The 22,109-nt window shown below is 45.6% G+C and carries 26 protein-coding genes; 9 read left to right on the forward strand and 17 right to left on the reverse strand.

The genetic code is table 11. The features are described from left to right. The first annotated feature begins 72 nt into the window (after positions 1-72). Positions 73-579 (forward strand): MarR family transcriptional regulator, encoded by a 507-nt coding sequence (locus M1E06_RS13375; protein WP_023857268.1) that lies wholly within the window; start codon positions 73-75, stop codon positions 577-579. Between the two features lie 21 nt (positions 580-600). Here M1E06_RS13375 and M1E06_RS13380 read toward each other — a convergent pair whose 3' ends face one another. Both M1E06_RS13380 and typA read right to left on the reverse strand, forming a co-directional pair. Then, a complete protein-coding gene (locus tag M1E06_RS13380; protein WP_003181448.1) occupies positions 601-921 on the reverse strand; it encodes a YlaH-like family protein in 321 nt (106 codons plus the stop codon). A 57-nt stretch (positions 922-978) separates the two neighbouring features. After that, positions 979-2,817, reverse strand: a complete 1,839-nt coding sequence (typA, locus tag M1E06_RS13385) for a translational GTPase TypA (protein WP_020451262.1) — start codon at positions 2,815-2,817, stop codon at positions 979-981. Positions 2,818-2,977: 160 nt separating this feature from the next. Between typA and M1E06_RS13390 the strand changes: the two genes are divergently transcribed. Next, positions 2,978-3,166: a YlaF family protein gene (locus M1E06_RS13390; protein WP_020451261.1), complete on the forward strand. Its 189-nt coding sequence runs from the start codon at positions 2,978-2,980 to the stop codon at positions 3,164-3,166. A gap of 77 nt (positions 3,167-3,243) precedes the next feature. Here the strand turns inward: M1E06_RS13390 and M1E06_RS13395 are convergent, their stop codons facing one another. The 7 genes from M1E06_RS13395 to M1E06_RS13425 all read right to left on the reverse strand — a co-directional run bounded on the left by M1E06_RS13395 (position 3,244) and on the right by M1E06_RS13425 (position 7,940). Further along, a complete protein-coding gene (locus M1E06_RS13395; protein WP_020451259.1) occupies positions 3,244-3,540 on the reverse strand; it encodes an anti-sigma factor family protein in 297 nt (98 codons plus the stop codon). A gap of 4 nt (positions 3,541-3,544) precedes the next feature. Further along, positions 3,545-4,060: a sigma-70 family RNA polymerase sigma factor gene (locus M1E06_RS13400; protein ID WP_048350114.1), complete on the reverse strand. Its 516-nt coding sequence runs from the start codon at positions 4,058-4,060 to the stop codon at positions 3,545-3,547. Beyond that, positions 4,061-4,333, reverse strand: a complete 273-nt coding sequence (locus M1E06_RS13405; RefSeq protein WP_020451257.1) for a hypothetical protein — start codon at positions 4,331-4,333, stop codon at positions 4,061-4,063. Beyond that, a complete protein-coding gene (locus tag M1E06_RS13410; RefSeq protein WP_048350113.1) occupies positions 4,323-6,245 on the reverse strand; it encodes a hypothetical protein in 1,923 nt (640 codons plus the stop codon). The genes M1E06_RS13405 and M1E06_RS13410 overlap by 11 nt, the downstream gene beginning before the upstream one ends. Before the next feature lie 122 nt (positions 6,246-6,367). Continuing rightward, the gene (locus M1E06_RS13415) at positions 6,368-6,823 is read right to left on the reverse strand and encodes a GNAT family N-acetyltransferase (protein WP_048350112.1); all 456 of its coding nucleotides are present in this window, start codon (positions 6,821-6,823) and stop codon (positions 6,368-6,370) included. Next, positions 6,816-7,610 (reverse strand): inositol monophosphatase family protein, encoded by a 795-nt coding sequence (locus M1E06_RS13420; protein WP_020451254.1) that lies wholly within the window; start codon positions 7,608-7,610, stop codon positions 6,816-6,818. Before M1E06_RS13420 ends, M1E06_RS13415 begins: the two co-directional genes overlap by 8 nt. A 141-nt stretch (positions 7,611-7,751) precedes the next feature. Further along, positions 7,752-7,940, reverse strand: a complete 189-nt coding sequence (locus tag M1E06_RS13425) for a hypothetical protein (protein ID WP_020451253.1) — start codon at positions 7,938-7,940, stop codon at positions 7,752-7,754. Between the two features lie 243 nt (positions 7,941-8,183). Between M1E06_RS13425 and M1E06_RS13430 the strand changes: the two genes are divergently transcribed. Further along, positions 8,184-8,819 carry a YktB family protein gene (locus M1E06_RS13430; protein WP_050820754.1) on the forward strand — a complete coding sequence of 212 codons (636 nt, stop codon included), beginning with the start codon at positions 8,184-8,186 and terminating at the stop codon, positions 8,817-8,819. A 52-nt stretch (positions 8,820-8,871) separates the two neighbouring features. On the opposite strand, the gene M1E06_RS13435 is transcribed toward M1E06_RS13430, so the two are convergent. Beyond that, positions 8,872-9,147: a UPF0223 family protein gene (locus M1E06_RS13435; RefSeq protein ID WP_020451251.1), complete on the reverse strand. Its 276-nt coding sequence runs from the start codon at positions 9,145-9,147 to the stop codon at positions 8,872-8,874. Between the two features lie 248 nt (positions 9,148-9,395). Between M1E06_RS13435 and M1E06_RS13440 the strand changes: the two genes are divergently transcribed. Then, complete coding sequence (locus tag M1E06_RS13440; RefSeq protein ID WP_095290397.1) at positions 9,396-10,868, forward strand: aminotransferase class I/II-fold pyridoxal phosphate-dependent enzyme; 1,473 nt, start codon at positions 9,396-9,398, stop codon at positions 10,866-10,868. Positions 10,869-10,913: 45 nt separating this feature from the next. Here the strand turns inward: M1E06_RS13440 and M1E06_RS13445 are convergent, their stop codons facing one another. Next, positions 10,914-11,033 carry a GapA-binding peptide SR1P gene (locus tag M1E06_RS13445; protein ID WP_020451249.1) on the reverse strand — a complete coding sequence of 40 codons (120 nt, stop codon included), beginning with the start codon at positions 11,031-11,033 and terminating at the stop codon, positions 10,914-10,916. 377 nt (positions 11,034-11,410) lie between these two features. Between M1E06_RS13445 and M1E06_RS13450 the strand changes: the two genes are divergently transcribed. Continuing rightward, the gene (locus tag M1E06_RS13450; protein ID WP_020451248.1) at positions 11,411-11,791 is read left to right on the forward strand and encodes a hypothetical protein; all 381 of its coding nucleotides are present in this window, start codon (positions 11,411-11,413) and stop codon (positions 11,789-11,791) included. Positions 11,792-11,883: 92 nt separating this feature from the next. Here the strand turns inward: M1E06_RS13450 and lpdA are convergent, their stop codons facing one another. From lpdA to M1E06_RS13475, 5 genes are all read right to left on the reverse strand, one after another. Then, positions 11,884-13,296 carry a dihydrolipoyl dehydrogenase gene (gene lpdA / locus M1E06_RS13455; RefSeq protein ID WP_020451247.1) on the reverse strand — a complete coding sequence of 471 codons (1,413 nt, stop codon included), beginning with the start codon at positions 13,294-13,296 and terminating at the stop codon, positions 11,884-11,886. Positions 13,297-13,300: 4 nt separating this feature from the next. Then, on the reverse strand, positions 13,301-14,593 hold the full coding sequence (locus tag M1E06_RS13460) for a dihydrolipoamide acetyltransferase family protein (RefSeq protein ID WP_020451246.1): 1,293 nt from the start codon (positions 14,591-14,593) through the stop codon (positions 13,301-13,303). A 159-nt stretch (positions 14,594-14,752) separates the two neighbouring features. Continuing rightward, positions 14,753-15,730 carry a pyruvate dehydrogenase complex E1 component subunit beta gene (pdhB, locus tag M1E06_RS13465; RefSeq protein ID WP_020451245.1) on the reverse strand — a complete coding sequence of 326 codons (978 nt, stop codon included), beginning with the start codon at positions 15,728-15,730 and terminating at the stop codon, positions 14,753-14,755. 3 nt (positions 15,731-15,733) lie between these two features. After that, a complete protein-coding gene (pdhA, locus tag M1E06_RS13470; RefSeq protein ID WP_216904275.1) occupies positions 15,734-16,849 on the reverse strand; it encodes a pyruvate dehydrogenase (acetyl-transferring) E1 component subunit alpha in 1,116 nt (371 codons plus the stop codon). 397 nt (positions 16,850-17,246) lie between these two features. Further along, complete coding sequence (locus tag M1E06_RS13475) at positions 17,247-17,915, reverse strand: YkyA family protein (RefSeq protein ID WP_020451243.1); 669 nt, start codon at positions 17,913-17,915, stop codon at positions 17,247-17,249. A gap of 257 nt (positions 17,916-18,172) precedes the next feature. Between M1E06_RS13475 and M1E06_RS13480 the strand changes: the two genes are divergently transcribed. Continuing rightward, positions 18,173-18,304 carry a YjcZ family sporulation protein gene (locus M1E06_RS13480; protein WP_003181399.1) on the forward strand — a complete coding sequence of 44 codons (132 nt, stop codon included), beginning with the start codon at positions 18,173-18,175 and terminating at the stop codon, positions 18,302-18,304. A 120-nt stretch (positions 18,305-18,424) separates the two neighbouring features. Continuing rightward, entirely contained in the window at positions 18,425-18,979 is a 555-nt protein-coding gene (gene def / locus M1E06_RS13485; protein ID WP_025811364.1) for a peptide deformylase, read from the forward strand. Positions 18,980-19,016: 37 nt separating this feature from the next. Here def and M1E06_RS13490 read toward each other — a convergent pair whose 3' ends face one another. Further along, on the reverse strand, positions 19,017-19,793 hold the full coding sequence (locus M1E06_RS13490) for a Cof-type HAD-IIB family hydrolase (protein WP_020451241.1): 777 nt from the start codon (positions 19,791-19,793) through the stop codon (positions 19,017-19,019). 397 nt (positions 19,794-20,190) lie between these two features. On the opposite strand from M1E06_RS13490, the gene M1E06_RS13495 reads away from it, so the two are divergent. Together M1E06_RS13495 and rnjA are read left to right on the forward strand one after the other, a co-directional pair. Beyond that, a complete protein-coding gene (locus M1E06_RS13495) occupies positions 20,191-20,400 on the forward strand; it encodes a DNA-dependent RNA polymerase subunit epsilon (RefSeq protein ID WP_020451240.1) in 210 nt (69 codons plus the stop codon). 4 nt (positions 20,401-20,404) lie between these two features. Beyond that, positions 20,405-22,072 (forward strand): ribonuclease J1, encoded by a 1,668-nt coding sequence (gene rnjA / locus M1E06_RS13500; RefSeq protein ID WP_020451239.1) that lies wholly within the window; start codon positions 20,405-20,407, stop codon positions 22,070-22,072. Positions 22,073-22,109 lie beyond the last annotated feature (37 nt).

Below are 22,109 nucleotides of genomic sequence, written 5' to 3' on the forward strand. Positions count from 1 at the left end.
TCATTTTGTTTCATGCGCAACAAAATGATATAATCAAAGCAGAAACATCGATTAAAGGAGCCGATTTTCTGCATGGAGCATTTAACACACGCAAAACAAGAAATATTCGATTTGTACATCAGGCTCATTCATCAGCAAGAGCAGCAAGAAACCGTCATGAAAGAGCGCATCTCCGCTGAAATGAAAAAGATGGAACGCGAATTCGGAGCTGAACTGAAACTCAACATGTCTGACATCCATACGATCAGCTGCATTGGCGACCACGAACCGATCAACGTCACCTCGATTTCCGAGAAAATGGGATTTTCAAAAGCGACGGTCTCAAGGATCACCGCAAAGCTGACCGAAAAAGGCCTCGTCAGCAAGACACAGCTCAGCGACAATAAAAAAGAAATCTACTTCCGCTTAAGCCATAAAGGGAGAAGTATTCATCACCTTCACCAGCGTGAGCACGAAAAAATCGAACAAAGGTTTAAACGATTTTTAAGCCGGTATTCAGCAGATGAGATTCTTTTTGCCAGGGCTTTGTTTCGGGACTTATTAACAGCGGATTTTCTGGCGGATACAAAAAAGACATAGCCTTCTTTGGCTATGTCTTTTCTACGTATTCGCCCCCGTCTGCTCTTTTTTCGAACGGTGCAGACGGATTTTGTAAATCGAAAGGATTAAAACGGCTACGATCAGCCCTTCTCCAACCGGCAGAAAAACGCCGAAAAAAGTTAAAAACGTACAGCCTAGCGCCAGAAAAAAGTAAATGATCGCCGTTTTCAACAGCGGCAGCCGTTTGGCGAACCCCAGTTTAAAGACGACCGCAGACAGGACGAAGATGGTGGCATAAAGCCACCACATTCCCGCCTCAGGATTCTGGTCCACTTTATAAAGAGCGGCAAAAAACGACAGCCGTTCACTTACATCAGTCAAAAAGATTCCCCTCCCCTTTGCTTAGTTGGGTTGCTCTTTTTTTAGGTTCTGCAAATGTTACGACAATCCTGCCAGCTTTTTCTTTTTCGCTGCTTTTTCGCGTTCGTTTTTGTCGAGAATTTTCTTTCTCAATCTGATGGATTCAGGCGTGACTTCGCAGTACTCATCCTCGTTCAAGTATTCAAGCGATTCTTCAAGCGACATGATACGCGGTTTTTTCATGCTGACCGTCTGATCTTTCGTCGCTGAGCGCACGTTTGTCTGCTGCTTCATTTTATTGATGTTGACGACAAGGTCGTTTTCACGGTTGTGCTCGCCGACGATCATGCCTTCATATACTTCTGTGCCCGGCTCGACAAAAATCACGCCGCGTTCTTCAACGCCTTGAATGCCGTAAGCTGAAGCTTTCCCGGTATCCATTGAAACAAGCACACCTTGGCGGCGTCCGCCGACTTGCCCAGGCTCAACAGGCTGATAGCTGTCAAACGTATGGTTTAAAATCCCGAAACCGCGTGTAAGGGAAAGGAATTCGGTTGAGTAGCCGATTAATCCGCGTGAAGGAACGTTGAAAATCAGGCGGACCTGCCCGTTTCCGTTATTGATCATGTCGATCATTTCACCTTTGCGCGCGCCCATTGATTCCATTACAGATCCGGTATGCTCTTCAGGCACATCGATTTGCACACGTTCAACAGGCTCACAGCGAACGCCGTCGATTTCTTTAATGATGACTTCCGGCTTCGATACTTGCAGTTCAAAGCCTTCACGGCGCATGTTTTCGATTAAAATCGACAAATGCAGCTCACCGCGACCGGATACGACCCAGGCGTCAGGAGATGGCGTCGGATCGACTCGAAGGCTGACATCTGTCTGAAGCTGCTGTTCAAGGCGCTCTTCAATCTTCCTGGCCGTGACATATTTTCCTTCGCGACCGGCAAAAGGACTGTTGTTAACCGCGAACGTCATTTGAAGCGTCGGCTCGTCAATGCGCAGAACCGGAAGCGCCTCTTGATGCTCAATCGGGCAGACGGTCTCTCCGACATTGATGTCTTCCATTCCTGATACCGCGACAAGGTCGCCGGCTTTCGCTTCTTCAATTTCGACTCTTTTCAAGCCCTGGAAACCGAAGATTTTCGTTACGCGGAACGGCTTGATAGAACCGTCAAGCTTCATTAAAGCAACTTGCTGTCCGACCTTCATCGTTCCTCTGAACACGCGTCCGATTCCGATACGGCCGACATAATCATTGTAGTCAAGCAGAGCGACCTGGAACTGCAAAGGCTCCTCATGGTTATCGACAGGACAAGGAATATGGTTGACAATCGCTTCGAATAAAGCTTCCATATTTTCATCCTGCTGCTTCGGATCAGCTGAAGCGGTGCCGTTGATCGCAGAAGCGTAAACAACCGGGAATTCAAGCTGTTCTTCATTGGCATCAAGCTCGATAAACAAATCGAGCACTTCGTCAACGACCTCTTCAGGCCGGGCAAAATCGCGGTCGATCTTATTGACAACAACGATTGGCGTCAAGTTTTGCTCAAGTGCTTTTTTCAGCACAAAGCGGGTTTGCGGCATGCAGCCTTCATAAGCGTCAACAACAAGCAGAACGCCGTCGACCATTTTCATGATCCGCTCAACTTCCCCGCCGAAATCTGCGTGTCCCGGAGTATCCAAAATATTAATGCGTGTATCTTTATAGTTAATCGCTGTATTTTTCGCTAAAATCGTAATGCCGCGCTCTCTTTCCAAGTCATTGGAATCCATGGCGCGCTCCGCCACGTTTTCATTTGCACGGAATGTGCCAGCCTGATGGAGGAGCTGATCCACAAGCGTCGTTTTTCCATGGTCAACGTGGGCGATAATAGCGATATTGCGAAGATCTTCTCGAAGTTTCACATTTTCATCTCCTAAAAAATTTAGATAATCTTTCATATTATAACTGACGAACGAAGTTATTTCAATTTCTTTCAAATATCCAGCTTCGGTTGACCCTTTCTATTCAGCGCGATTTTCTGTAAACTAAGAGTAGACTTCATACTAAGGGGATGGGAAAACAGTGAAACAAATCAAATGGATATTCTTATTATTCGCACTTGCTGCAGTGATCAGCATCATGATGATCGGCGTTGCAGTCGCCGAAAAAAGCGCTGCCGGCGTCGCAATTGCCGTCGCAATTCTGATCGTCATTATGGGGAGCGGTTTTACTCTCAAAAAAAGAATGCGCGAAAAAGGCCTGCTTGAATAAAAAAGAGCCCCTTCCGGCTGAAGGGGCTTTTGATTATTAAATTCCAAAAAAACTGGCGGCAGGTTGCCCGCCAGTTCTTATAAAAAGAATAAATAAATCAAAAGCATCAGCAAGTAGCCTCCGCCAAAAAGCGCTGCCCCTTTGAGAATCAGCCTTTGATAGTATGCTTTCCTGAATTTTTGTTCTTCCGCTTCTCCTGCTTCCGTTGGCAATCTGTCGTCATCATGAAAATTGACAGGTTCCCTCATCATGTCATACATTTCCCGGCAATCTGCACACGTTTTGATGTGCGCCATAACCAAATGTTCCGTTTTGCGGCTGCAATCGCCTTCTATGTATAGAGGCAGTAAATCTCTCACAAGATGACATTTCATATTGTTAAACCTCCCTGCCTTCCAAGCTTTTTTTCAGCTCAAGGCGGGCCCGGTGAAGATTGGTTTTTACCTTTGACAGTTTCCAATCGAGCACTTCCGCTATTTCCTCATAGGAAAGCTCCTGAAACTCTCCTAAAATAAGTACGGTCTGGTAATGTTCTTTCAGCCGGTCAATGTGATGTTTCAGCTCCTCCTGCCTTATGGCGTTTGCCAAATGGCGCTCAGGCATTTCAAACGTGTGCTGTTCCATGTCGCCGCAGGCCGTCACATCGGAAAACCGGATTTTTTTATCTTTTCTGTACCAGTTGATAAACGTATGATGCGCGATCGTATACAGCCATGTTTTGATCGAGGAATGGCCTCTGAAAGACTCCAGGCCCGCAAAAGCTTTCAGAAACGTATCCTGTGCCAGGTCTTTCGCCGTCTCAAGCTGATGGGTTCGCCTGTACAAATAGTACATAATGTCATGATAATATTCCCTGTACAGTTCTTCAATCGTCTGTTTTTTATTGGAAGCCATTTAGAAAAAAAACCACACCGTCATCCAAATCGAAAGGAGCAGGAAAGCACCATACAACGAGTAAACAAAAACCATGATATGACGGAGCTGCTGACGATCATCTGCCTTTTGTATGCCGGGAAGCGTTCTATTCTCGACTGCTGCCTCTTCAGCCTGGCCTTGAAAAAGCTGCTCATGCTCTTTCATCCAGATCACGGTTTCCTCTTCCAGTTCACCTTCTTGATAGAGCTCATACAAATCAAGAAACACCGCTTTTTTTTCTTCACTTGTCATCAAATTGTTTCACCTCATTTGTTAAGGCATCAACCAAGTATGCATCATGTTCGTTTGAGCCGAACGGCTGGATGATGACAAGCCACGCATACCGGCTCTTTTGATCCCCGTCTGAAACAATCACAAGCTTCGTCCGTTTATAATAAACCAACCCTTTTTGATAGTGTTCAGACACTTTCCGAAAAGCCTTTTCCCCGTCTGCATATGTGTAGGGGGGCTTTTCATCCGCTTTGCGAAAATATTTTCTCACCGTCAGATAAGCTCCCTCTTCATGCTTCGTCATGGTCCAGCTCGTATTTAATACAGCATCGCTTTCTTTTTTCTGAAATTCTATCAGATCCTTTTCTAACTCCACCCTTTTCAGCTGAGAAAGGTCTTGATCAAATAATGAAAGCAAGCGTTTTTCGAGCTCTTGTCCGCGATAAGGCAAGGCGCTTTCAGATGTGAACGTAATAGCCGTTAATGCACCTGTTACAGGATGGAACGCCATCTCCGTTCCGTCGCTTGTCTTCACGTTTATGGATGCCGAGTTGAGGCTGGATGGAAATAATAAATCAATATCTGTCAGCTGATAAGCTGAGACGGGTATACCCAGCTTACGATAGACCGCTTCAACACCCCGCTCGATATCCTGACCAGAAACGCGGGCTTGTTTCACGCTTTCTAAGTTGTAAACAGACGTGTCTTCGGAAAAACCTATCAGTGTTTCCTTCCTCCAAGTAAACCCCATTGTGCTTAATTCAGGATCCTGGCCTTCACGGTAAAATTCAACAGTAGCTTCGTCGTCATCACGGCTTACTTTTGCCTTGATTTGTTTGTCAAGTTCGCGGCCGTGTTCCCGCAGAAATTGCTTCGACCGCTTGATATACGCCTGATCGGACAGGATATTCCCGCTAGGCTCTTTTTGATTGTAATAATTGGTGATCACCCCCGTCCAGCCGTCAACGTACGCCTCGTAATCCTTCGTTTTAAAATGATAAACGTTGTGAAAATCCTGGTTGGTGGCTGACAAATAGATCAAGCTGTCCGTCGGAAAAAACGAGCTGACAGTCTGCTTCGCTTCTTTAACCGAAACAGGTTGAAAATTGGCATCAACCACGTCTGAAACCTCAGGGTGTGAGATTGTAAAAGCGGCATCTGCCAAATTGTAAAAAGGGTTAAGAAGTAGTGTGAAAAATACGGCGGTGCCCGCGGCTAAAACACGCTTCACCATCAAAAAAGGCTTTCTCGAGCCATTCAGCAAGTGATATGTCATAAGAAAACCGAGCATGGTCAGAAATACGTTCAGCGGAAAAAATTCGTAGCCGAGCTTTTTGATGAAGAAACCGCCGATCGTCACAATGTAAAAAATCAAAAGGAGAACGTAACGGTTTCTTTTCCAATAAAGCTGAAAAAACAAGCAGATCATCAGCCCCGGAACCCCGATGAGCAGCACCAATACAAGCAGCAATTGTTCGAGATCAGCCCCGTTTTCCTTTAAATAGACAGCAGAGCCGAACAGCGATTGGAAAAACGGCATCGTCATCACCGCAATGTCAAATGCAAAAAACAGCCCCTTGCCCCCTTTTTCTGCGAGTGTCATCATATAATGAAATGAGACAAGCAAAATATAGCCGAACAGCAAAAACTGCATAAAAGGCAGGAGCGCATCTTGTTCTTCTATGTACAGGTTTGAAAACTCAGCGGCTTTCATTTGGTGAGCCAATTCAAACGAAAGGGCGCCTACCAAAATCAGCCTGAGCGCGATGCCTGCGTAAAAAAAGAGGCGCCGCCTGCTCACTTTCGGATGAAATGACACGACATACAGAAGGGCAAGGCCTGTCAAACACCACTGAATGACAAGCATGCTCTGCCTGCTTAAAATAAAATAACGTTCAAAATGGAGCACATAATCACTGAATAGTTCAATCAATTTCCACCACAATTCCTTTACATCAAATTAAGGCCTCATCATCATAGACAAACGAAGTAGCATTATGTTTCAAAAAATCATAAAAAAATGAGACCTGTTGTCAAACAAGTCTCATTGAAGCATCAAGCAAGGGGCAACACCATAATCAAATATCGTTTTCCCTCTTTATCTTTTTCCGTTTTCAGCTGTTCAAATCCCGAACAGGCGAGCATGTTCAGCCACGCGTCCTTTTCATATGGCACCGCCGCAAACAACGCTTTATGTCCCTTTTCTTTCAAACGTTTGCCGATCGTTTCAATCACTTCTTTTGCCCGGCCTTTTTGGCGGAAATCGGGATGGACAAGAAGCGTTCCGAGCCAAGGCTTGCCGTTAGAAGGCGCCCATTCGAGATGAAAGCTCAGAGCCGCCGGCAGGCCCCTGTCTTCCCACACGAGCCATTCACCGTTATACATCGCATAAGCACTCATATAGCGTTCCAGGCTGTTTCCGTCAAGCTCTTCCTTCGCCCACCCGGGGCTTGCTTCGGCCAGCTCCTCAAAAAAGGCGAAATCGGAAGAAGAGAAAGACCTGCTATTCATGCGGCAAATATTCGTTGAAAATCGCCCGGTGAGCTGCCGGATTGCCGGCTACGATGCTGTGGTTTTCAAGAAAATTGAGCGGCTTCCCGTCAATTGTCGTATATGTTCCGCCGACTTCATCAAGCAGGATGCAGCCGGCGGCGTAATCCCAAGGAGCGAGTCTCATCGTCACATACACATCCATTCTGCCGGCTGCAACATAAGCAAGTTCCAAAGCCGCTGAACCGTATGACCGGGTCCCTCTGACGCGCTTGACAAGCGGAGATAATACGCTTGGATCGATCCGTCTGTTCTCGGTGATCCATGTCGCATTGATGGCCAGAATCGATTCTTCAAGCGGCACTTCTTTCATCTTGCCGAGCTTTGTATCATTCATGTAAGCACCTTCGCCTTGAAAAGCATGATAAAGCTCGTCGTGAGTCACATCATAAATCAAACCGATTTTGCCTTTTCCGTTTTCAAAAATGCCGATTGAAATCGCAAAATTGCGTTTTTGATGAATAAAGTTCATCGTGCCATCGATCGGATCGATGATCCAAACGATGCCATCCAAAGATGTAAGCTTGTCCCCCTGGCCTTCTTCGCCAAGAATATGATGATCCGGAAAAACCGATTGGATTTTTTCAATGAAAAAACGCTCTGTTTCCTTGTCAATGTTTGTGACAAGGTCATTTGGATTCGATTTCGTTTCGATTGTCATCTTTTCTTTCATTGACTGCTGAATTCTCTGACCAGCTTCTTTCACCCAGCTTTTCGCCAGGCGGTCGATTTCCTTCCAGTTTGTCATCACACTACCTCTTTTCTATGTATACCTGTTGATTTATTCATAGCATACTGATATTAGCCGGGAAAAATCAAGAAAAATGACAAATGATCAGGCGGCCCAGATAAAAACGAACCTCTCAAACGGTTCGTTTTTATTATGGTTTCAACCATATAATCTAATCCATTCTTTTCTGAGTCGTTCCAGTTTGCGCTTGCTCAACTCGATTTGGGTTTCATCCTTTTTTTCCATGGCTTCAAAAAGCGTTGCAAGTTCATAATCGACCTCAAGCCTCCAAACAGCGGCCCGATTGTCTTTTTCCTCTTTCAATCCTTGTTTCACAATTGGTTTCATGTGCCCTACGCCCCCTCCAGAGAAAATTGATGTCAAAGAGAATCCTTCTGGTTTTAGTCCTAAGCGTGATTTATATTAATTTCTTATTCATATCGTATGAAGTGCTCAAACATTCGCAACGTTATTCTAAAAATTGTGTGTTTACCTAACGATTCCCCAAAATCCGCGAAGCGAAACGTAATTTTTTGTTTGAAAAGCCGACTGTGATACAATATCTTTACTGATTGGACAAGGAGGAACACAATGAGCAGTCTGCGTTTTACTGAAGAGGATTTTCGTACATTTACAATAGAAGGTTTAGATGCGCGGATGAGCGTTCTGAAAGAAACCGTGCGCCCGAAACTTGAAGGGCTCGGCGATCATTTTGCGCCTGTACTGTCCGCATTGACAGGAGATGAAATGTTTGTCCACGTCGCAAAGCACGCGCGCCGCTCGGTCAATCCGCCGGACGACAGCTGGGTTGCTTTTGCAAACAATAAGCGCGGCTATAAAAAGCTGCCTCATTTCCAAATTGGTTTATGGGAAACCCACGTGTTCGTATGGTTTGCATTGATCTATGAGTCTCCTCTCAAGCAGGAATACGGCCAGCTGTTTAAAAAGCATCTGCCGGACATTGAAAGCAACATTCCAAGCCGTTTTGTCTGGTCGGCCGATCATACGAAACCGGGCGTCATAAGACAGTCTGAGATGGACGATAAAGAGCTGGAGAACCTGTTTGAACGGCTCGTCAACGTGAAGAAAGCAGAAGCACTTTGCGGTATTCAGCTTGCAAAAGACGAAGTGCTGCAAATGAGCGAAGAGGCGTTTCTATCCGAAATCGAAGCGGCTTTTGAAAAGCTCGCCTTCCTTTACCGCCTGACGCAGAAAGTATCGGTTTAAACAAAAAGGGATGGCCTGTTGTGCCCATCCCTTTTTGTTTTGGATTTTCTCATTACATTTTAATTTTCGTATTTTCCGTTTGTTCCTTTGCTTTTTTGACTGCCTGATACGGAGAGTAATCGCTCGCTTCTTCAAACTGGCTGCAGAGCTTTTTTTCCTCCGCTTTTCCCGGAACGATTTCTTTAAAGCGGCGGTAAGCACTCATTAGTACATCGCGCTCAACGCCTTTTTCATAAGCGAGCTCAACCGTCTGAAAAAACGATATAACGTCTATCGCTTCCTCTGTGCTCCAGTCTTCATTCATCGGATATTGGTATCCTTCTTCCATTTGGTTCATCTCCTTGTGCAGTTCGGCCTGACGGCTTGTTTGGCTTTAGTATTGGTTTTCTTTTTTGCGACTATCCAAAGGGACAGAGAAGCCTTAAAGATGATAAAATGTTCTTTACATTCTTTCAAGAACATAATATAATTCATTTGTTTTATGCCATCAAGCAAAAACGCAAAATAACTCAACGATTTTTGATAAAGAATAGTCTTTAAGGAAATAGCAGGTTTATCATGAAGGTGGGAAAACAATTGTTGCAGCACGAAACACCCCTATATACCGGATTAAAAAAACACGCCGGCAAAAACCCGATCCAGTTCCATATACCCGGGCACAAAAAAGGCTCCGGGATGGACCCTGAATTCAGGGCGTTTATCGGAGAAAACGCATTAAGCATAGATTTAATCAATATCGAGCCTCTCGACGATCTGCACGCACCGAAAGGAATCATCAAACAGGCGCAGGATCTGGCGGCTGAAGCATTCGGAGCCGACTACACGTTTTTTTCCGTCCAGGGAACGAGCGGCGCCATCATGACGATGGTCATGGCCGTATGCGGCCCCGGAGACAAAATCATCGTGCCAAGAAATGTTCATAAATCGGTCATGTCAGCGATCGTCTTCTCAGGCGCAGTACCGATCTTCATCCATCCGGAAATTGACGATGAGTTGGGAATTTCACACGGAATCACCCCTGAATCAGCGAAAAAAGCGCTGCTTGAGCATCCTGACGCAAAGGGGCTTCTAGTCATCAACCCGACTTATTTCGGCATAGCTGCAGACTTAAGAAGCATCGTGGAGCTGGCTCATTCATTTCATATCCCTGTGCTTGTTGACGAAGCACACGGCGTTCACATCCATTTCCACGAAGATCTGCCTCTTTCTGCCATGCAGGCCGGAGCGGATATGGCGGCGACGAGCGTTCATAAGCTCGGAGGATCCCTTACACAGAGCTCGATTCTCAATATGAAAGAAGGTCTTGTTTCAAAAGAAAGAGTTCAATCGATTTTAAGCATGCTGACGACGACATCGACCTCCTATTTATTGCTCGCTTCACTTGATGTCGCAAGAAAACGCTTAGCCACAGAAGGACACGAACTGATCGAACAAACGATTAAGCTCGCTGATGAAACAAGGGATCGCATCAATGAAATCAACGGTATTTCATGCGTCGGGAGGGAAATCCTCGGCTCCAAAGCGGCTTTTAACTATGATCCGACCAAATTGATCATATCTGTGAAAGACCTCGGGCTGACCGGGCATGATGTGGAAAAATGGCTGCGCGAGTCATGTCAAATCGAAGTGGAGCTTTCTGACTTATACAACATCCTGTGCATTTTTACACCGGGAGACCGGAAAGAGGATGCGGATGCGCTGATCAAAGGCTTAGCCGACATCGCTCAGCAGGCCGCCTCTGCTGCGGAAAACAGACGCAAGCCTGAAGTGCTTCTGCCAAACATTCCAGCGCTTGCAATGACACCGCGTGACGCTTTTTATGCAAATACGGAAATCATTCCGTTTAAAAAAGCCGCCGGCAGAATCATTGCCGAATTTGTGATGGTTTATCCGCCAGGGATACCGATCTTCATTCCAGGCGAGATCATTACCGAGGATAATATCAACTACATCGAAAAGAACCTCGAAGCAGGGCTGCCTGTTCAGGGACCGGAAGATGACACCCTCCATATGATCCGCGTCATTAAAGAACAGCAAGCAATCCTGTAAAAAACAGAAAAGCATGCGGCACTATAAATGGCCGCATGCTTTTTTCTATTCTTCCTCTCTAAGATGGCAGTTGCACTGTCCGCACGTTCCGTAAAGAATCGTCACTTTCTCATCTTCAAAATGCTGAATGGTTTCATTGCAGTCTTGACAAACGATCGTGCCCATCTTTCATTCCCCTTTTCTTTTCAAAATGGAGGCGTTTAAATTTGTTACCTTTATAATATTATGTCACATTAATATTGTCAATGGTTAATTGTATAACACATTTAAGTCATTTTTGCTCTTTTTTCAAAAAAAAGGCCATTCATGTTATATATGTATTCCTGCTTAAAGCTTATGCAGAACGCTTCCCTGCTGATTCCGACTATGTACCCATCAAATCCGTTCAATCTGCAACGTCTCATAAATAAAACAGCAGTTATCAATTGTGTAACAAATGGGTAACAACGAAAGATTATTTCAATTATCATGATAAAATAGGAATTGTTTACTAATCGAACAGGAAAATCGGCTTGCATTATATAGAGAGGTGAGGAGACGTCATGTGGTTTCGAGCGATATTCACCGCCGCAATTTGTTTCCTTTTTTTGACGAGTGGATGTTCTTTATCTCACATCATGCCTGACCATGAGCAGCAGCAAAGCGCCAACCAACGCCACCTCAAGCTCATCTTTTTTTCCGATGACGAGCATATGGGGCAGGAAGTGGCTTACTATGATGCGCTTTTGGATTTAAAAAAAGAATTTCCCGAACAGGTTTCAAATATGGAAATTTCACATGAAAAAGGCCAGTGGAAAAAAGAGGTTAAAATCTTTCCAAGCTTGCTGCTTGTTCATGATAAAAAAGTACTGGTTAAAATTGAAGGAAAAATAAAAGATAAAGATAAAATTGTAAAGCTTCTTCAAAAAGAATTGAAGCATTAAAAATCCCCTGTGTATGTGCTAGGGGATTTTCTATCTTGAGCGATTGCTAAAATACATAAAAAAACCCCCTGATAGGGGGTTTTTTTATTTAATTATTTTACAACGTGAATCGGCATGCCAATGGCAACTTCTGCAGCTTCCATTGTGATTTCTCCCAATGTAGGGTGAGCATGGATTGTCATGGCGATATCTTCAGCAGTCATGCCTGCTTCGATTGCCAAGCTCAGCTCAGAAATCATGTCAGAAGCGCTTGCTCCGGCAATTTGTGCACCGATGACTAAACCGTCTTCTTTGCGTGTTACAAGTTTAAGGAAACCGTCAGTTTCGTTTAATGACAGCGCACGTCCGTTTGCAGCAAACGGGAATTTGGCTGCAGTCACTGCAAGACCTTCTTCTTTAGCCTGTGCTTCAGTGTAACCTACAGATGCAAGTTCAGGCTCAGAGAAGACGACCGCAGGAATTCCGAGATAGTCGATTTCCGCTGCTTCTCCGGCAATCGCTTCAGCAGCGATTTTACCTTCATAAGAAGCTTTATGTGCAAGCGGAGGACCTTCGATGATGTCACCGATCGCATAGATGTTCGGAATGTTTGTACGGCATTGTTTGTCCGTTTTGATGATGCCGCGGTCCGTCATTTCAACGCCTACTTGTTCAAGTCCAAGCTCGTCCGTGTTTGCAACGCGGCCGACAGTGACAAGTACGTAGTCCGCATCGATCGTTTGCTCTTCGCCTTTCACTTCGAACGTAACGGTTACGCCGTCAGCTTTTTCTTCTACGCCTTTAGCCATAGCTTTTGTATGGATTTCAACGTTGCCTTTTTTCTTCAGGTTGCGTTTAACAAGAGAGCTCATTTGCTTCTCAAAGCCTGGAAGGATTTCTTCTCCGCCTTCAAGAATGACAACTTCAGTGCCGAAGTTTGCATATGCAGTACCGAGCTCAGTTCCGATGTAGCCGCCGCCGATGACAACGAGCTTCTTAGGAATTTCTTTCAGTGCAAGCGCGCCTGTTGAATTCAGTACGCGGTCGCTATATTTGAAGTTTGGCAATTCGATAGGGCGAGAACCCGTTGCAATGATCGCATTTTTGAACGTGTATGTCTGAGCTGAATTCTCATCCATCACGCGTACAGAATTGCTGTCTACAAAGTACGCTTCGCCTTTTACGATGTCGACTTTGTTGCCTTTCAGAAGGCCTTCCACACCGCCGGTAAGCTTATTAACGACAGAGGCTTTCCATTCTTGAACTTTTGTAAAGTCAACTTTTACGTTTTCAGCAGTGATCCCCATCTCTTCAGAATGCTTTGCATTCTCATAGCGGTGGCCTGCATTGATCAGCGCTTTTGAAGGGATACATCCGACATTCAGACATACGCCTCCAAGATTGCCTTTTTCAACGATTGTTACTTTTTGTCCAAGCTGAGCAGCGCGGATGGCAGCTACATAGCCGCCAGGTCCCGCACCAATGACAAGAGTATCTGTTTCAATAGGGAAATCTCCTACTACCATTACATTACGCCTCCATTAAAATTAATTGTGGATCGTTCAGCAAACGCTTGATGTGATTTAATGCGTTTTGTGCAGTTGCGCCGTCGATCATACGGTGGTCGAAGCTTAGAGAAAGAGCCAGAACAGGTGCAGCGACGATTTCGCCGTCACGAACGACAGCTTTCTCAGCAATGCGGCCGATTCCAAGGATCGCAACTTCCGGATGGTTGATAACCGGTGTGAACCATTGCCCGCCGGCAGAGCCGATATTCGTAATTGTGCAAGAAGCGCCTTTCATTTCAGCAGGAGCAAGTTTGCCGTCGCGTGCTTTTGTCGCAAGTTCGTTGATTTCATTTGAAATCTCAAAAACAGCTTTGCGGTCCGCATTTTTAACGACCGGCACAAGCAGGCCTTTGTCAGTGTCTGCCGCAATACCGATGTTGTAGTAGTGCTTCTGAATCACTTCATCTGTATTGTCGTCAATTGATGTATTCAGGACTGGATATTTTTTCAGAGCTGATGTTAAAGCTTTTACCACGTAAGGCAGGTAAGTCAGCTTAATTCCTTGATCAGCCGCAACTTGTTTAAACTGCTTGCGGTGAGCGACAAGATTTGTCACATCGACTTCGTCCATTAGTGTAACGTGTGGAGCGGTATGTTTTGAGTTGACCATAGCTTTTGCGATGGCTTTGCGGATTCCGCTCATTTTCTCGCGTGTTTCAGGGAATTCGCCTTCAGGCACTTGAACCGCCGCTGCAGGTTTTTGTGCAGCAGGCTCTGCTTTTTCTTCAGCTTGAGCAGCCTGAGCGTTTCCGGCAGTTCCTGCGTTTAAGAAGCTGTCGATATCTTCTTTCAGAACGCGGCCATTTTTGCCCGAACCTGAAACATTCACGATATCAACGCCTTTTTCACGGGCATACTTGCGTACAGATGGCATTGCAATGACGCGCTTATTCGGATCTGCATCCGCTTGCTCGTTTGCTTCCGCTGCTTCTGCTGGTGCATCAGTTTCTTGTTTGTCAGCTTCTTCCGCTTTCGCTTCGCCTGATTCGTCGCCTTTGAATTGAAGATCTTCGTAACCTGGTGCATCAAATGTGATGATTGTCTGCCCAACGGTTGCGACTGTTCCCTCTTCAACTTTTAATTCTAATACTTTTCCTTTAACAGGTGAAGGAATTTCTACAACTGCTTTATCGTTTTGGACCTCTGCCAAAACGTCATCTTCGTTTACCTCGTCGTTTGGCTTGACGAACCATTTTACGATTTCGCCTTCGTGGATTCCTTCCCCGATATCCGGAAGTTTAAATTCAAATGCCACAGTTTTCGACCTCCTAAGATTATTACGTAGTTGATATAATGGTCAGCCTGCTTATTTAGGCTGACTGTCAGTAGACGGCTACAGTTTCTCCGACTGACTGTGGAAATGCATGAAGGGAAAAAGGCTGGTATCAGCTTTTCCCTTATTGTTCAGATCTTATTAGAATTCCAATACTTTTTTCGCAGTTTCAAGCACGTCTTTATGGTTTGGAAGCCATACGCTTTCAGCTTGAGAGAATGCGAATACCGTATCAGGAGCAGTGACGCGAAGCACCGGAGCTTCGAGGCTCAAAATCGCGCGGTCGTTGATTTCGGCAACAACGTTTGCAGCCACTCCAGCCTGTTTTTGCGCCTCTTGAACGACGATCGCGCGGCCTGTTTTTTCCACAGATGCGATGATCGTGTCGATGTCAAGCGGGCTGACTGTGCGAAGGTCGACAACCTCAGCAGATACGCCTTCTTTTTCAAGCTCTTCCGCAGCTTTTAATGACTCGTGAACCATCGCTCCGTATGTGATGATGGAAAGGTCTGTTCCTTCGCGTTTCACATCGGCTTTGCCGATTTCAATTGTGTATTCCTCTTCAGGAACTTCCTGACGGAATGAACGATAAAGTTTCATATGCTCAAGGAAGACAACCGGATCGTTATCGCGGATCGCGGAGATTAAAAGTCCTTTAGCATCGTACGGAGTTGAAGGAATGACGACTTTAAGTCCAGGCTGCTGTGCAACGAGTCCTTCCAAGCTGTCCGCGTGAAGTTCAGGCGTATGAACACCGCCGCCGAACGGAGAGCGGATTGTCACTGGTGAAGTCCAGCGGCCGCCGGAACGGTAGCGCATCCGTGCCATTTGTCCGGAAACTGAGTCCATCACTTCGTACACAAAGCCGAAAAATTGAATTTCCATTACAGGACGGAAGCCTTGTAAGCCTAAGCCGAGTGCAAGGCCGCCGATACCAGATTCAGCAAGAGGAGTGTCAAATACGCGATCCTCACCAAACTCTTTTTGCAATCCTTCAGTCGCACGGAACACGCCGCCGTTAACACCGACGTCTTCTCCGAAAACTAAGACATTTTCGTCATTTTTCAGTTCTGTGCGTAACGCATCAGTGATTGCTTGAATCATTGTCATTTGCGCCATGGCTTACTTCGACTCCTTCTCTTTATAAATTTCCTTTTGTTCTGCAAGGTTGTAAGGAAGCTCTTCATACATGATGTCGATCAGGTCGGTCACTTTTTGCTTCGGCTCTTCGTCAGCTTTTTTGATCGCCTGCTTGATTTCTTCTTTCGCTTCTTCAATTACCTTGCTTTCTTCTTCTTCAGACCAAAGGCCTTTGTTTTCCAAGAATTTGCGGAAACGGACAAGCGGATCTTTCTGCTCCCACTCATTCTCGATTTCTTTCGTACGGTATTTCGTCGGGTCGTCACCGGCCATAGTATGAGGACCGTAACGGAAGCAAAGCGTTTCGATCAGGGTAGGGCCTTCGCCGTTTACAGCGCGCTCGCGTGCTTCGCGTGTCGCAGCGAATACAGCAAGGGCATCCATGCCGTCTACTTGAACGCCGACGATACCTGCAGCCGCAGCTTTTTGTGCGATTGTTTGAGCTGCTGATTGCTTCTCAACAGGTGTAGAAATCGCATAGCGGTTGTTTTGAACAACGAAAATAGCTGGAGCTTTATACGCACCGGCAAAGTTGATGCCTTCGTAGAAGTCACCTTGGGAAGCACCGCCGTCTCCAGTATAAGTGATCGCCACAGCCTGTTTGCCGCGTTTTTTCAAGCCGAGTGCAACACCAGCCGTCTGGATGTATTGCGCACCGATAATAATTTGCGGCGACAGCGCATTGACATCATCCGGCATTTGGTTGCCGCGGAAATGTCCACGAGAGAACAAGAATGCTTGATAAAGCGGAAGTCCGTGCCAGATCAGCTGCGGAACATCACGGTAGCCCGGAAGAACAAAGTCTTCTTTTTCAAGCGCGAAATGCGTAGCAATTTGAGACGCTTCCTGACCGGCAGTCGGCGCGTAGAAGCCAAGGCGGCCTTGTCTGTTCAAAGAAATAGAACGCTGATCCAAAATGCGTGTATACACCATGCGGCGCATTAATTCTTTTAATTGATCATCAGATAGATCAGGCATTGCCGCTTCATTAACGACTTCGCCTTCTTCATTCAAAATTTGAAACGTTTCGAACTGCTTTTTAATGGCATCGAATTGCTTTTTGCTATCAACGATTGCTTTTTTCGTTTTTGCAGCCATATAAAGTCACCTCTTCCTTTCTTTTGACAGTCATAGACGTGTATCCCTTATACATACAGAATTAGGGTGTCCTAAATTGACGGGCGCAACTCATATTTATTTCTTATTAGCCGCTTTGATGGTTGTCGAAACTTTTATGTAAGGACAGCACAACGCGTTCTAAAACTGTATCATTTATAGTTTATGACAAACTAATACAACAAGTTCCACCAAGGCTAAGTTTACACCAGTCGATCATGCTCGTCAATCGATTTCATTCCTGAAATTCAATAAATGTATTCGCTTTACTGAATTTCTGTTTCAGCGCTGTTCAGACTGTTTCAAACTGTTCTAGTATAGACAGCATTCTGTATTACAATAGCAATACAGATTTTGTCGAAAAAAGAGGGCTGAATATTCAGCCCTCTTTCATCTCAAATCCCGCAGCCTTGTAAAAATCCTTTCTGGCTTTGTTGTAATCCTTTGTATACTCATTGAAATGTTTGCTTTCTTTCAGCACTTTGTCATACGATTGATTGATTTTTTTCAGCTGTGCCTCAAGGTCATCCAGTTTAAGACCTTTGTTTTTGAGCAGCTTGTACAGCTCTTTGTCAAGGCCGATTGCGTTCTGATAGGCGTCATAAAGCGAGTCGTAGGCTTTGTAGCGCTTTTCCATAAAAGAAGCAGCGTTCTCAGCTTTTTTCCTGACCTTCTGATCTTCGATTTTTTCCGCCGACGCTTTATTCGCTTCAAACTCCTGCTTTGCTTCGTCTATGCTTTCTTTCTCAGAATTCAAGTGCTTCTCGCGGTTTCCGGCTTTCTTGAGCGCTTTGTCGGAGAGCGCAGCGATTCGGTCAAAATCATCCATATTGAGCCTGATCATTTCCTCGTAAAGCTTAGATTCGGCCTTTTCCAGACTTTTAAGGGAACCCTGCTCTTGTTTAAAAGGCTCTTCCAATTCCACGATCTTCTCCAGCGAGCCGTGAAAAGACTCGACAGGATCTTTCCAGAGACAGCCTGATAGTACAAATGCTGCCGTGAAAAGAACAACGATGCCTGCTGGCACCCGCATGTTTGAAAATTTCACTTCGAACTTCCCCCAATCTCGACAAATTCCACTATAAAATGAATTCGTTTGTTTGACAACAGAAGTCTAAAGCGTATGGACAAGCCGATATCAGATCGGTATGCCGCCGCCTTCGCTTTTAGACCAAAACATTTAGGGAAAATTCCTTGAAGTTGGGCATTCGACTATACAACCGTTGGACTTTTACATAATTTATATTAGACGCCATGCCTACCAAAAAGAAAAGGCTGGCGTAAAATAACGGAGGAGGTCTTCATATGTACGGTTATTGCTGCCCTGGATACGGGTACGGCGGCGGTTATGGATACGGCTACGGCCGCACATTCGCTTTGATCGTCGTTCTCTTTATTTTGCTGATTATTGTAGGGGCCGCTTATTTAGGCTGCTAGCCCCTGATGAATCCGTCATGACCAGCCTCCTTCGGCTGGTCATTTTATCATGCACAGAGATTGCGCGAAAAGAGCAAGATCCGCTATACTTTACATAATGAATCGTTGGGAGTGAAGATGTTGATCACAATGGAAAACATTGTCCGCGACGGGCACCCCGCTTTAAGAACCGTCGCCGAAGAAGTTCAATTGCCAGCTAGCGAAGAAGAAATCAAACAGCTGAGCAACATGATCGAGTTTGTCAAAAACAGCCAGGACCCTGAAATCGCTCAAAAGTACAACCTTCGTCCTGGTGTCGGCCTAGCCGCTCCGCAAATTAATATCAATAAACGAATGATCGCAGTTCATGCCGAAAATGAAGACGGGACACTTTACAGCTATGCGCTTTTCAATCCGAAGATCGTCAGCCACTCTGTTCAAAAATGCTATTTGACAAGCGGCGAGGGCTGCCTGTCTGTCGACGAACCGATTCCCGGATATGTTCCGCGCTATGAACGGATCCGGGTCAAAGGAACGACACTTGATGGCGAAAACGTCGACATCCGCTTAAAAGGATTTCCGGCAATCGTATTCCAGCATGAAATCGATCATTTAAACGGCATTATGTTTTACGACCATATCGACAAAGAAAACCCTCTGAAACAACCCGAAAACGCAACGCCTGTCGGCAGATAATGCACATAAAAAAACGGATCAGACATGATCCGTTTTTTTATGGTTTCAAAAGCCCGAGGGCTTCTACCGCGTATTGAATGCCGTCTTCATCGACGGGCTTTGTGACAAAGTCGGCTATTTTTTTCAGCTCGGGCACAGCGTTGCCCATCGCCACTCCGGTTCCCGCAAACTCGATCATCTGCAGGTCGTTCAGACCGTCTCCAAACGCGTAAGTATCCTCTCTGTCGAACGGAAGCTTTTCAATGACTTTTTTGATTCCTTCCGCTTTCGAACCGCCAGAAGGCAGCACATCTGTGGAGCGCTCGTGCCAGCGGACGAGATCAAACTCCTGAAACCGGCTGTACCGCTCTTCCTCGTCTTGCGTACAGAACAAGAGGACCTGAAAAATGTCCCTACCTTTAAAATAGGCGCGGTCCTCTTCCGGCGGATTGACTTTTAAGCTGCCGATTCCTTCGTGGACGAACGGATGGCCGGCAGATGTAGTGCGCATCCCCTCTTCTCCCATGAAGACGAGGGGATGGCCGCAGCTGTCCGAATGCGCAAGCAGCGCTTCCAGTGACTGTTCGGCAATGGGGTTTTTATAAATGACCTCTCCTTCAAAAACGACATATTGTCCGTTATAAGAGACAAAAGAATCGATGCCCAATTCTTCAAGCACAGGCCTGACCATAAACGGCGCCCGGCCTGATGCGATGAAAACATGATGGCCTTGCGCTTTTAAATCGGAGACAGCCTGTTTCGCGGTGTCGGGAATCCGTTTATCATGATCATAAATCGTTCCGTCGATATCAAAGAAAATCAGCTTTTTATCCATGGCAGTGAATCCTTCTCCCTTAGCTAGTATGATTGATGGTTCTCCTGTACATCATACAAAAACTGCGTACGCGAGAAAACCTTTTCACTCCAAAATCAAAACAAAATCAACATGCCAATAATATCCATGTAACAATAGACGGATTCATCATATAATAGAACTAAAGAGATACGGTAGTGACCGGACAAGTCAGAGAAAGGAGGAATCCGTATGCTACGCCGACTGCGGAAAAAATTAAAAAAACAGCTGAATGGCATGATGCGCAGAAAGTCGATTGCCTAAAAGGACCTTCACTCATGTGGAAGAGTCCTTTTTTTCTCAAGCGCTTTTCTTATGAGGCAATTTCGAATATAATAGAAAGATGAGTCTAACAATCGGCAGTTAAGGAGAGATTTGGATGATCTATAAGGTATTTTATCAAGCAAGCAATGACGAAGTACCTGTTCGTGAAAAAACAGATTCAATTTTTGTGGAAGCTCAATCTGAACGTGAAGTCAGATCTAAATTAAAACAATACAACTACAATATTGAGTTTATACAGCAAGTTGAAGACGCTTTTTTAGAATATGAAAAGCAAAGCGAAAATTTTAAAGTATTGGAGTTATGAATGAATGAAATTTGTAAAAAATGATCAAACGGCTGTATTTGCCCTTGGAGGACTTGGGGAAATCGGCAAAAACACGTACGGGGTCCAGTTTCAGGACGAGATCGTGCTCATCGATGCGGGGATTAAGTTTCCGGAAGACGAGCTCCTCGGAATCGACTATGTCATCCCCGACTACACTTATTTAGTCAAAAACGAAGAAAAAATCAAAGGTCTTTTTATTACGCACGGCCACGAAGACCATATCGGCGGAATTCCGTACCTGCTCAAACAGGTGAACATTCCCGTTTACGGCGGACAGCTCGCCATCGGCCTTCTCAGAAAGAAGCTTGAAGAGCACGGTCTGCTGCGTCAAACAAAGCTTCATATCATTGAAGAAGACGATATCGTCAAATTCAGAAAAACGTCGGTTTCTTTTTTCAGGACGACCCACAGCATTCCGGACTCATACGGGATTGTCGTAAAAACACCGCAAGGAAACATCGTACATACCGGTGACTTTAAATTCGATTTTACACCGGTAGGCGAACCTGCCAACTTGACCAAGATGGCCGAAATCGGAAAAGAAGGCGTGCTTTGCCTGCTTTCTGACAGCACCAACAGTGAAATCCCTGATTTCACGATGTCAGAGCGCAAAGTCGGAGAAAGCATTGATGATATTTTCCGAAAAGTTGAAGGGCGGATCATCTTCGCAACCTTCGCGTCAAACATCCACCGCCTGCAGCAGGTGATCGAAGCAGCTGTTGCAAACGGACGGAAGGTTGCCGTATTTGGACGAAGCATGGAGTCGGCGATTGAAATCGGCCAAACGCTCGGGTATATTAAGTGTCCGAAAAATACGTTTGTTGAAGCGAATGAAATCAACAGGCTTCCTGCCGGCAAAGTGACGATTCTTTGTACCGGAAGCCAAGGTGAACCGATGGCTGCGCTATCCCGAATTGCTAACGGCACACACCGGCAAATTTCCATCATTCCCGGGGATACGGTCGTATTTTCATCATCTCCGATCCCGGGCAATACAATCAGCGTTAGTCGCACAATTAACCAGCTTTACCGGGCGGGCGCCGATGTCATCCACGGAGCTGTGACTAACATTCATACATCAGGACATGGCGGACAGGAAGAGCAAAAGCTGATGCTCCGCCTCATCAAGCCAAAGTTTTTCATGCCGATTCACGGTGAATACAGAATGCAGAAAATGCACGTCAAACTTGCGACAGACTGCGGAATTCCTGAGGAAAACTGCTTTATTATGGACAACGGCGAAGTGCTTGCTTTGACAAGCGAAGAAGCCTCAGTCGCAGGTAAAATCCCGTCAGGCAATGTCTATATTGACGGAAGCGGCATCGGCGACATCGGGAACATCGTGCTTCGCGACCGCCGGATTCTTTCTGAAGAAGGGCTTGTCATTGTCGTTGTCAGCATCAACATGAAAGAGTTCAAAGTGTCCGCAGGACCTGACTTAATTTCCAGAGGATTTGTCTACATGAGAGAATCCGGTGATTTAATCAACGATGCCCAGGACCTGATTGCAGGACACCTTAAAAAAGTGATGGAACGCAAAACGACGCAGTGGTCTGAAATTAAGAACGAGATCACAGACACGCTCGCTCCGTTCCTCTACGAAAAAACAAAACGCCGCCCGATGATCCTTCCGATTATTATGGAAGTCTAATCGCGGCTTGAACAAAAAACGGATGCACCGGTGTGCA

The organism is Bacillus sp. AK124 (assembly GCF_053903085.1).

What these genes read in the sequence shown, in the direction of transcription:
- M1E06_RS13405 (WP_020451257.1), bottom strand. Translation starts at nt 4,333, where the DNA reads ATGACAAGTGAAGAAAAAAAAGCGGTGTTTCTTGATTTGTATGAGCTC.
- M1E06_RS13490 (WP_020451241.1), bottom strand. Translation starts at nt 19,793, where the DNA reads ATGGATAAAAAGCTGATTTTCTTTGATATCGACGGAACGATTTATGAT.
- M1E06_RS13400 (WP_048350114.1), bottom strand. Translation starts at nt 4,060, where the DNA reads ATGGCTTCCAATAAAAAACAGACGATTGAAGAACTGTACAGGGAATAT.
- M1E06_RS13445 (WP_020451249.1), bottom strand. Translation starts at nt 11,033, where the DNA reads ATGGGCACGATCGTTTGTCAAGACTGCAATGAAACCATTCAGCATTTT.
- pdhA (WP_216904275.1), bottom strand. Translation starts at nt 16,849, where the DNA reads ATGGCTGCAAAAACGAAAAAAGCAATCGTTGATAGCAAAAAGCAATTC.
- M1E06_RS13425 (WP_020451253.1), bottom strand. Translation starts at nt 7,940, where the DNA reads ATGAAACCAATTGTGAAACAAGGATTGAAAGAGGAAAAAGACAATCGG.
- M1E06_RS13435 (WP_020451251.1), bottom strand. Translation starts at nt 9,147, where the DNA reads ATGGAAGAAGGATACCAATATCCGATGAATGAAGACTGGAGCACAGAG.
- M1E06_RS13415 (WP_048350112.1), bottom strand. Translation starts at nt 6,823, where the DNA reads ATGAATAGCAGGTCTTTCTCTTCTTCCGATTTCGCCTTTTTTGAGGAG.
- M1E06_RS13430 (WP_050820754.1), top strand. Translation starts at nt 8,184, where the DNA reads ATGAGCAGTCTGCGTTTTACTGAAGAGGATTTTCGTACATTTACAATA.
- pdhB (WP_020451245.1), bottom strand. Translation starts at nt 15,730, where the DNA reads ATGGCGCAAATGACAATGATTCAAGCAATCACTGATGCGTTACGCACA.
- M1E06_RS13375 (WP_023857268.1), top strand. Translation starts at nt 73, where the DNA reads ATGGAGCATTTAACACACGCAAAACAAGAAATATTCGATTTGTACATC.
- lpdA (WP_020451247.1), bottom strand. Translation starts at nt 13,296, where the DNA reads ATGGTAGTAGGAGATTTCCCTATTGAAACAGATACTCTTGTCATTGGT.
- M1E06_RS13480 (WP_003181399.1), top strand. Translation starts at nt 18,173, where the DNA reads ATGTACGGTTATTGCTGCCCTGGATACGGGTACGGCGGCGGTTATGGA.
- M1E06_RS13395 (WP_020451259.1), bottom strand. Translation starts at nt 3,540, where the DNA reads ATGAAATGTCATCTTGTGAGAGATTTACTGCCTCTATACATAGAAGGC.
- rnjA (WP_020451239.1), top strand. Translation starts at nt 20,405, where the DNA reads ATGAAATTTGTAAAAAATGATCAAACGGCTGTATTTGCCCTTGGAGGA.
- M1E06_RS13495 (WP_020451240.1), top strand. Translation starts at nt 20,191, where the DNA reads ATGATCTATAAGGTATTTTATCAAGCAAGCAATGACGAAGTACCTGTT.
- M1E06_RS13420 (WP_020451254.1), bottom strand. Translation starts at nt 7,610, where the DNA reads ATGACAAACTGGAAGGAAATCGACCGCCTGGCGAAAAGCTGGGTGAAA.
- M1E06_RS13450 (WP_020451248.1), top strand. Translation starts at nt 11,411, where the DNA reads ATGTGGTTTCGAGCGATATTCACCGCCGCAATTTGTTTCCTTTTTTTG.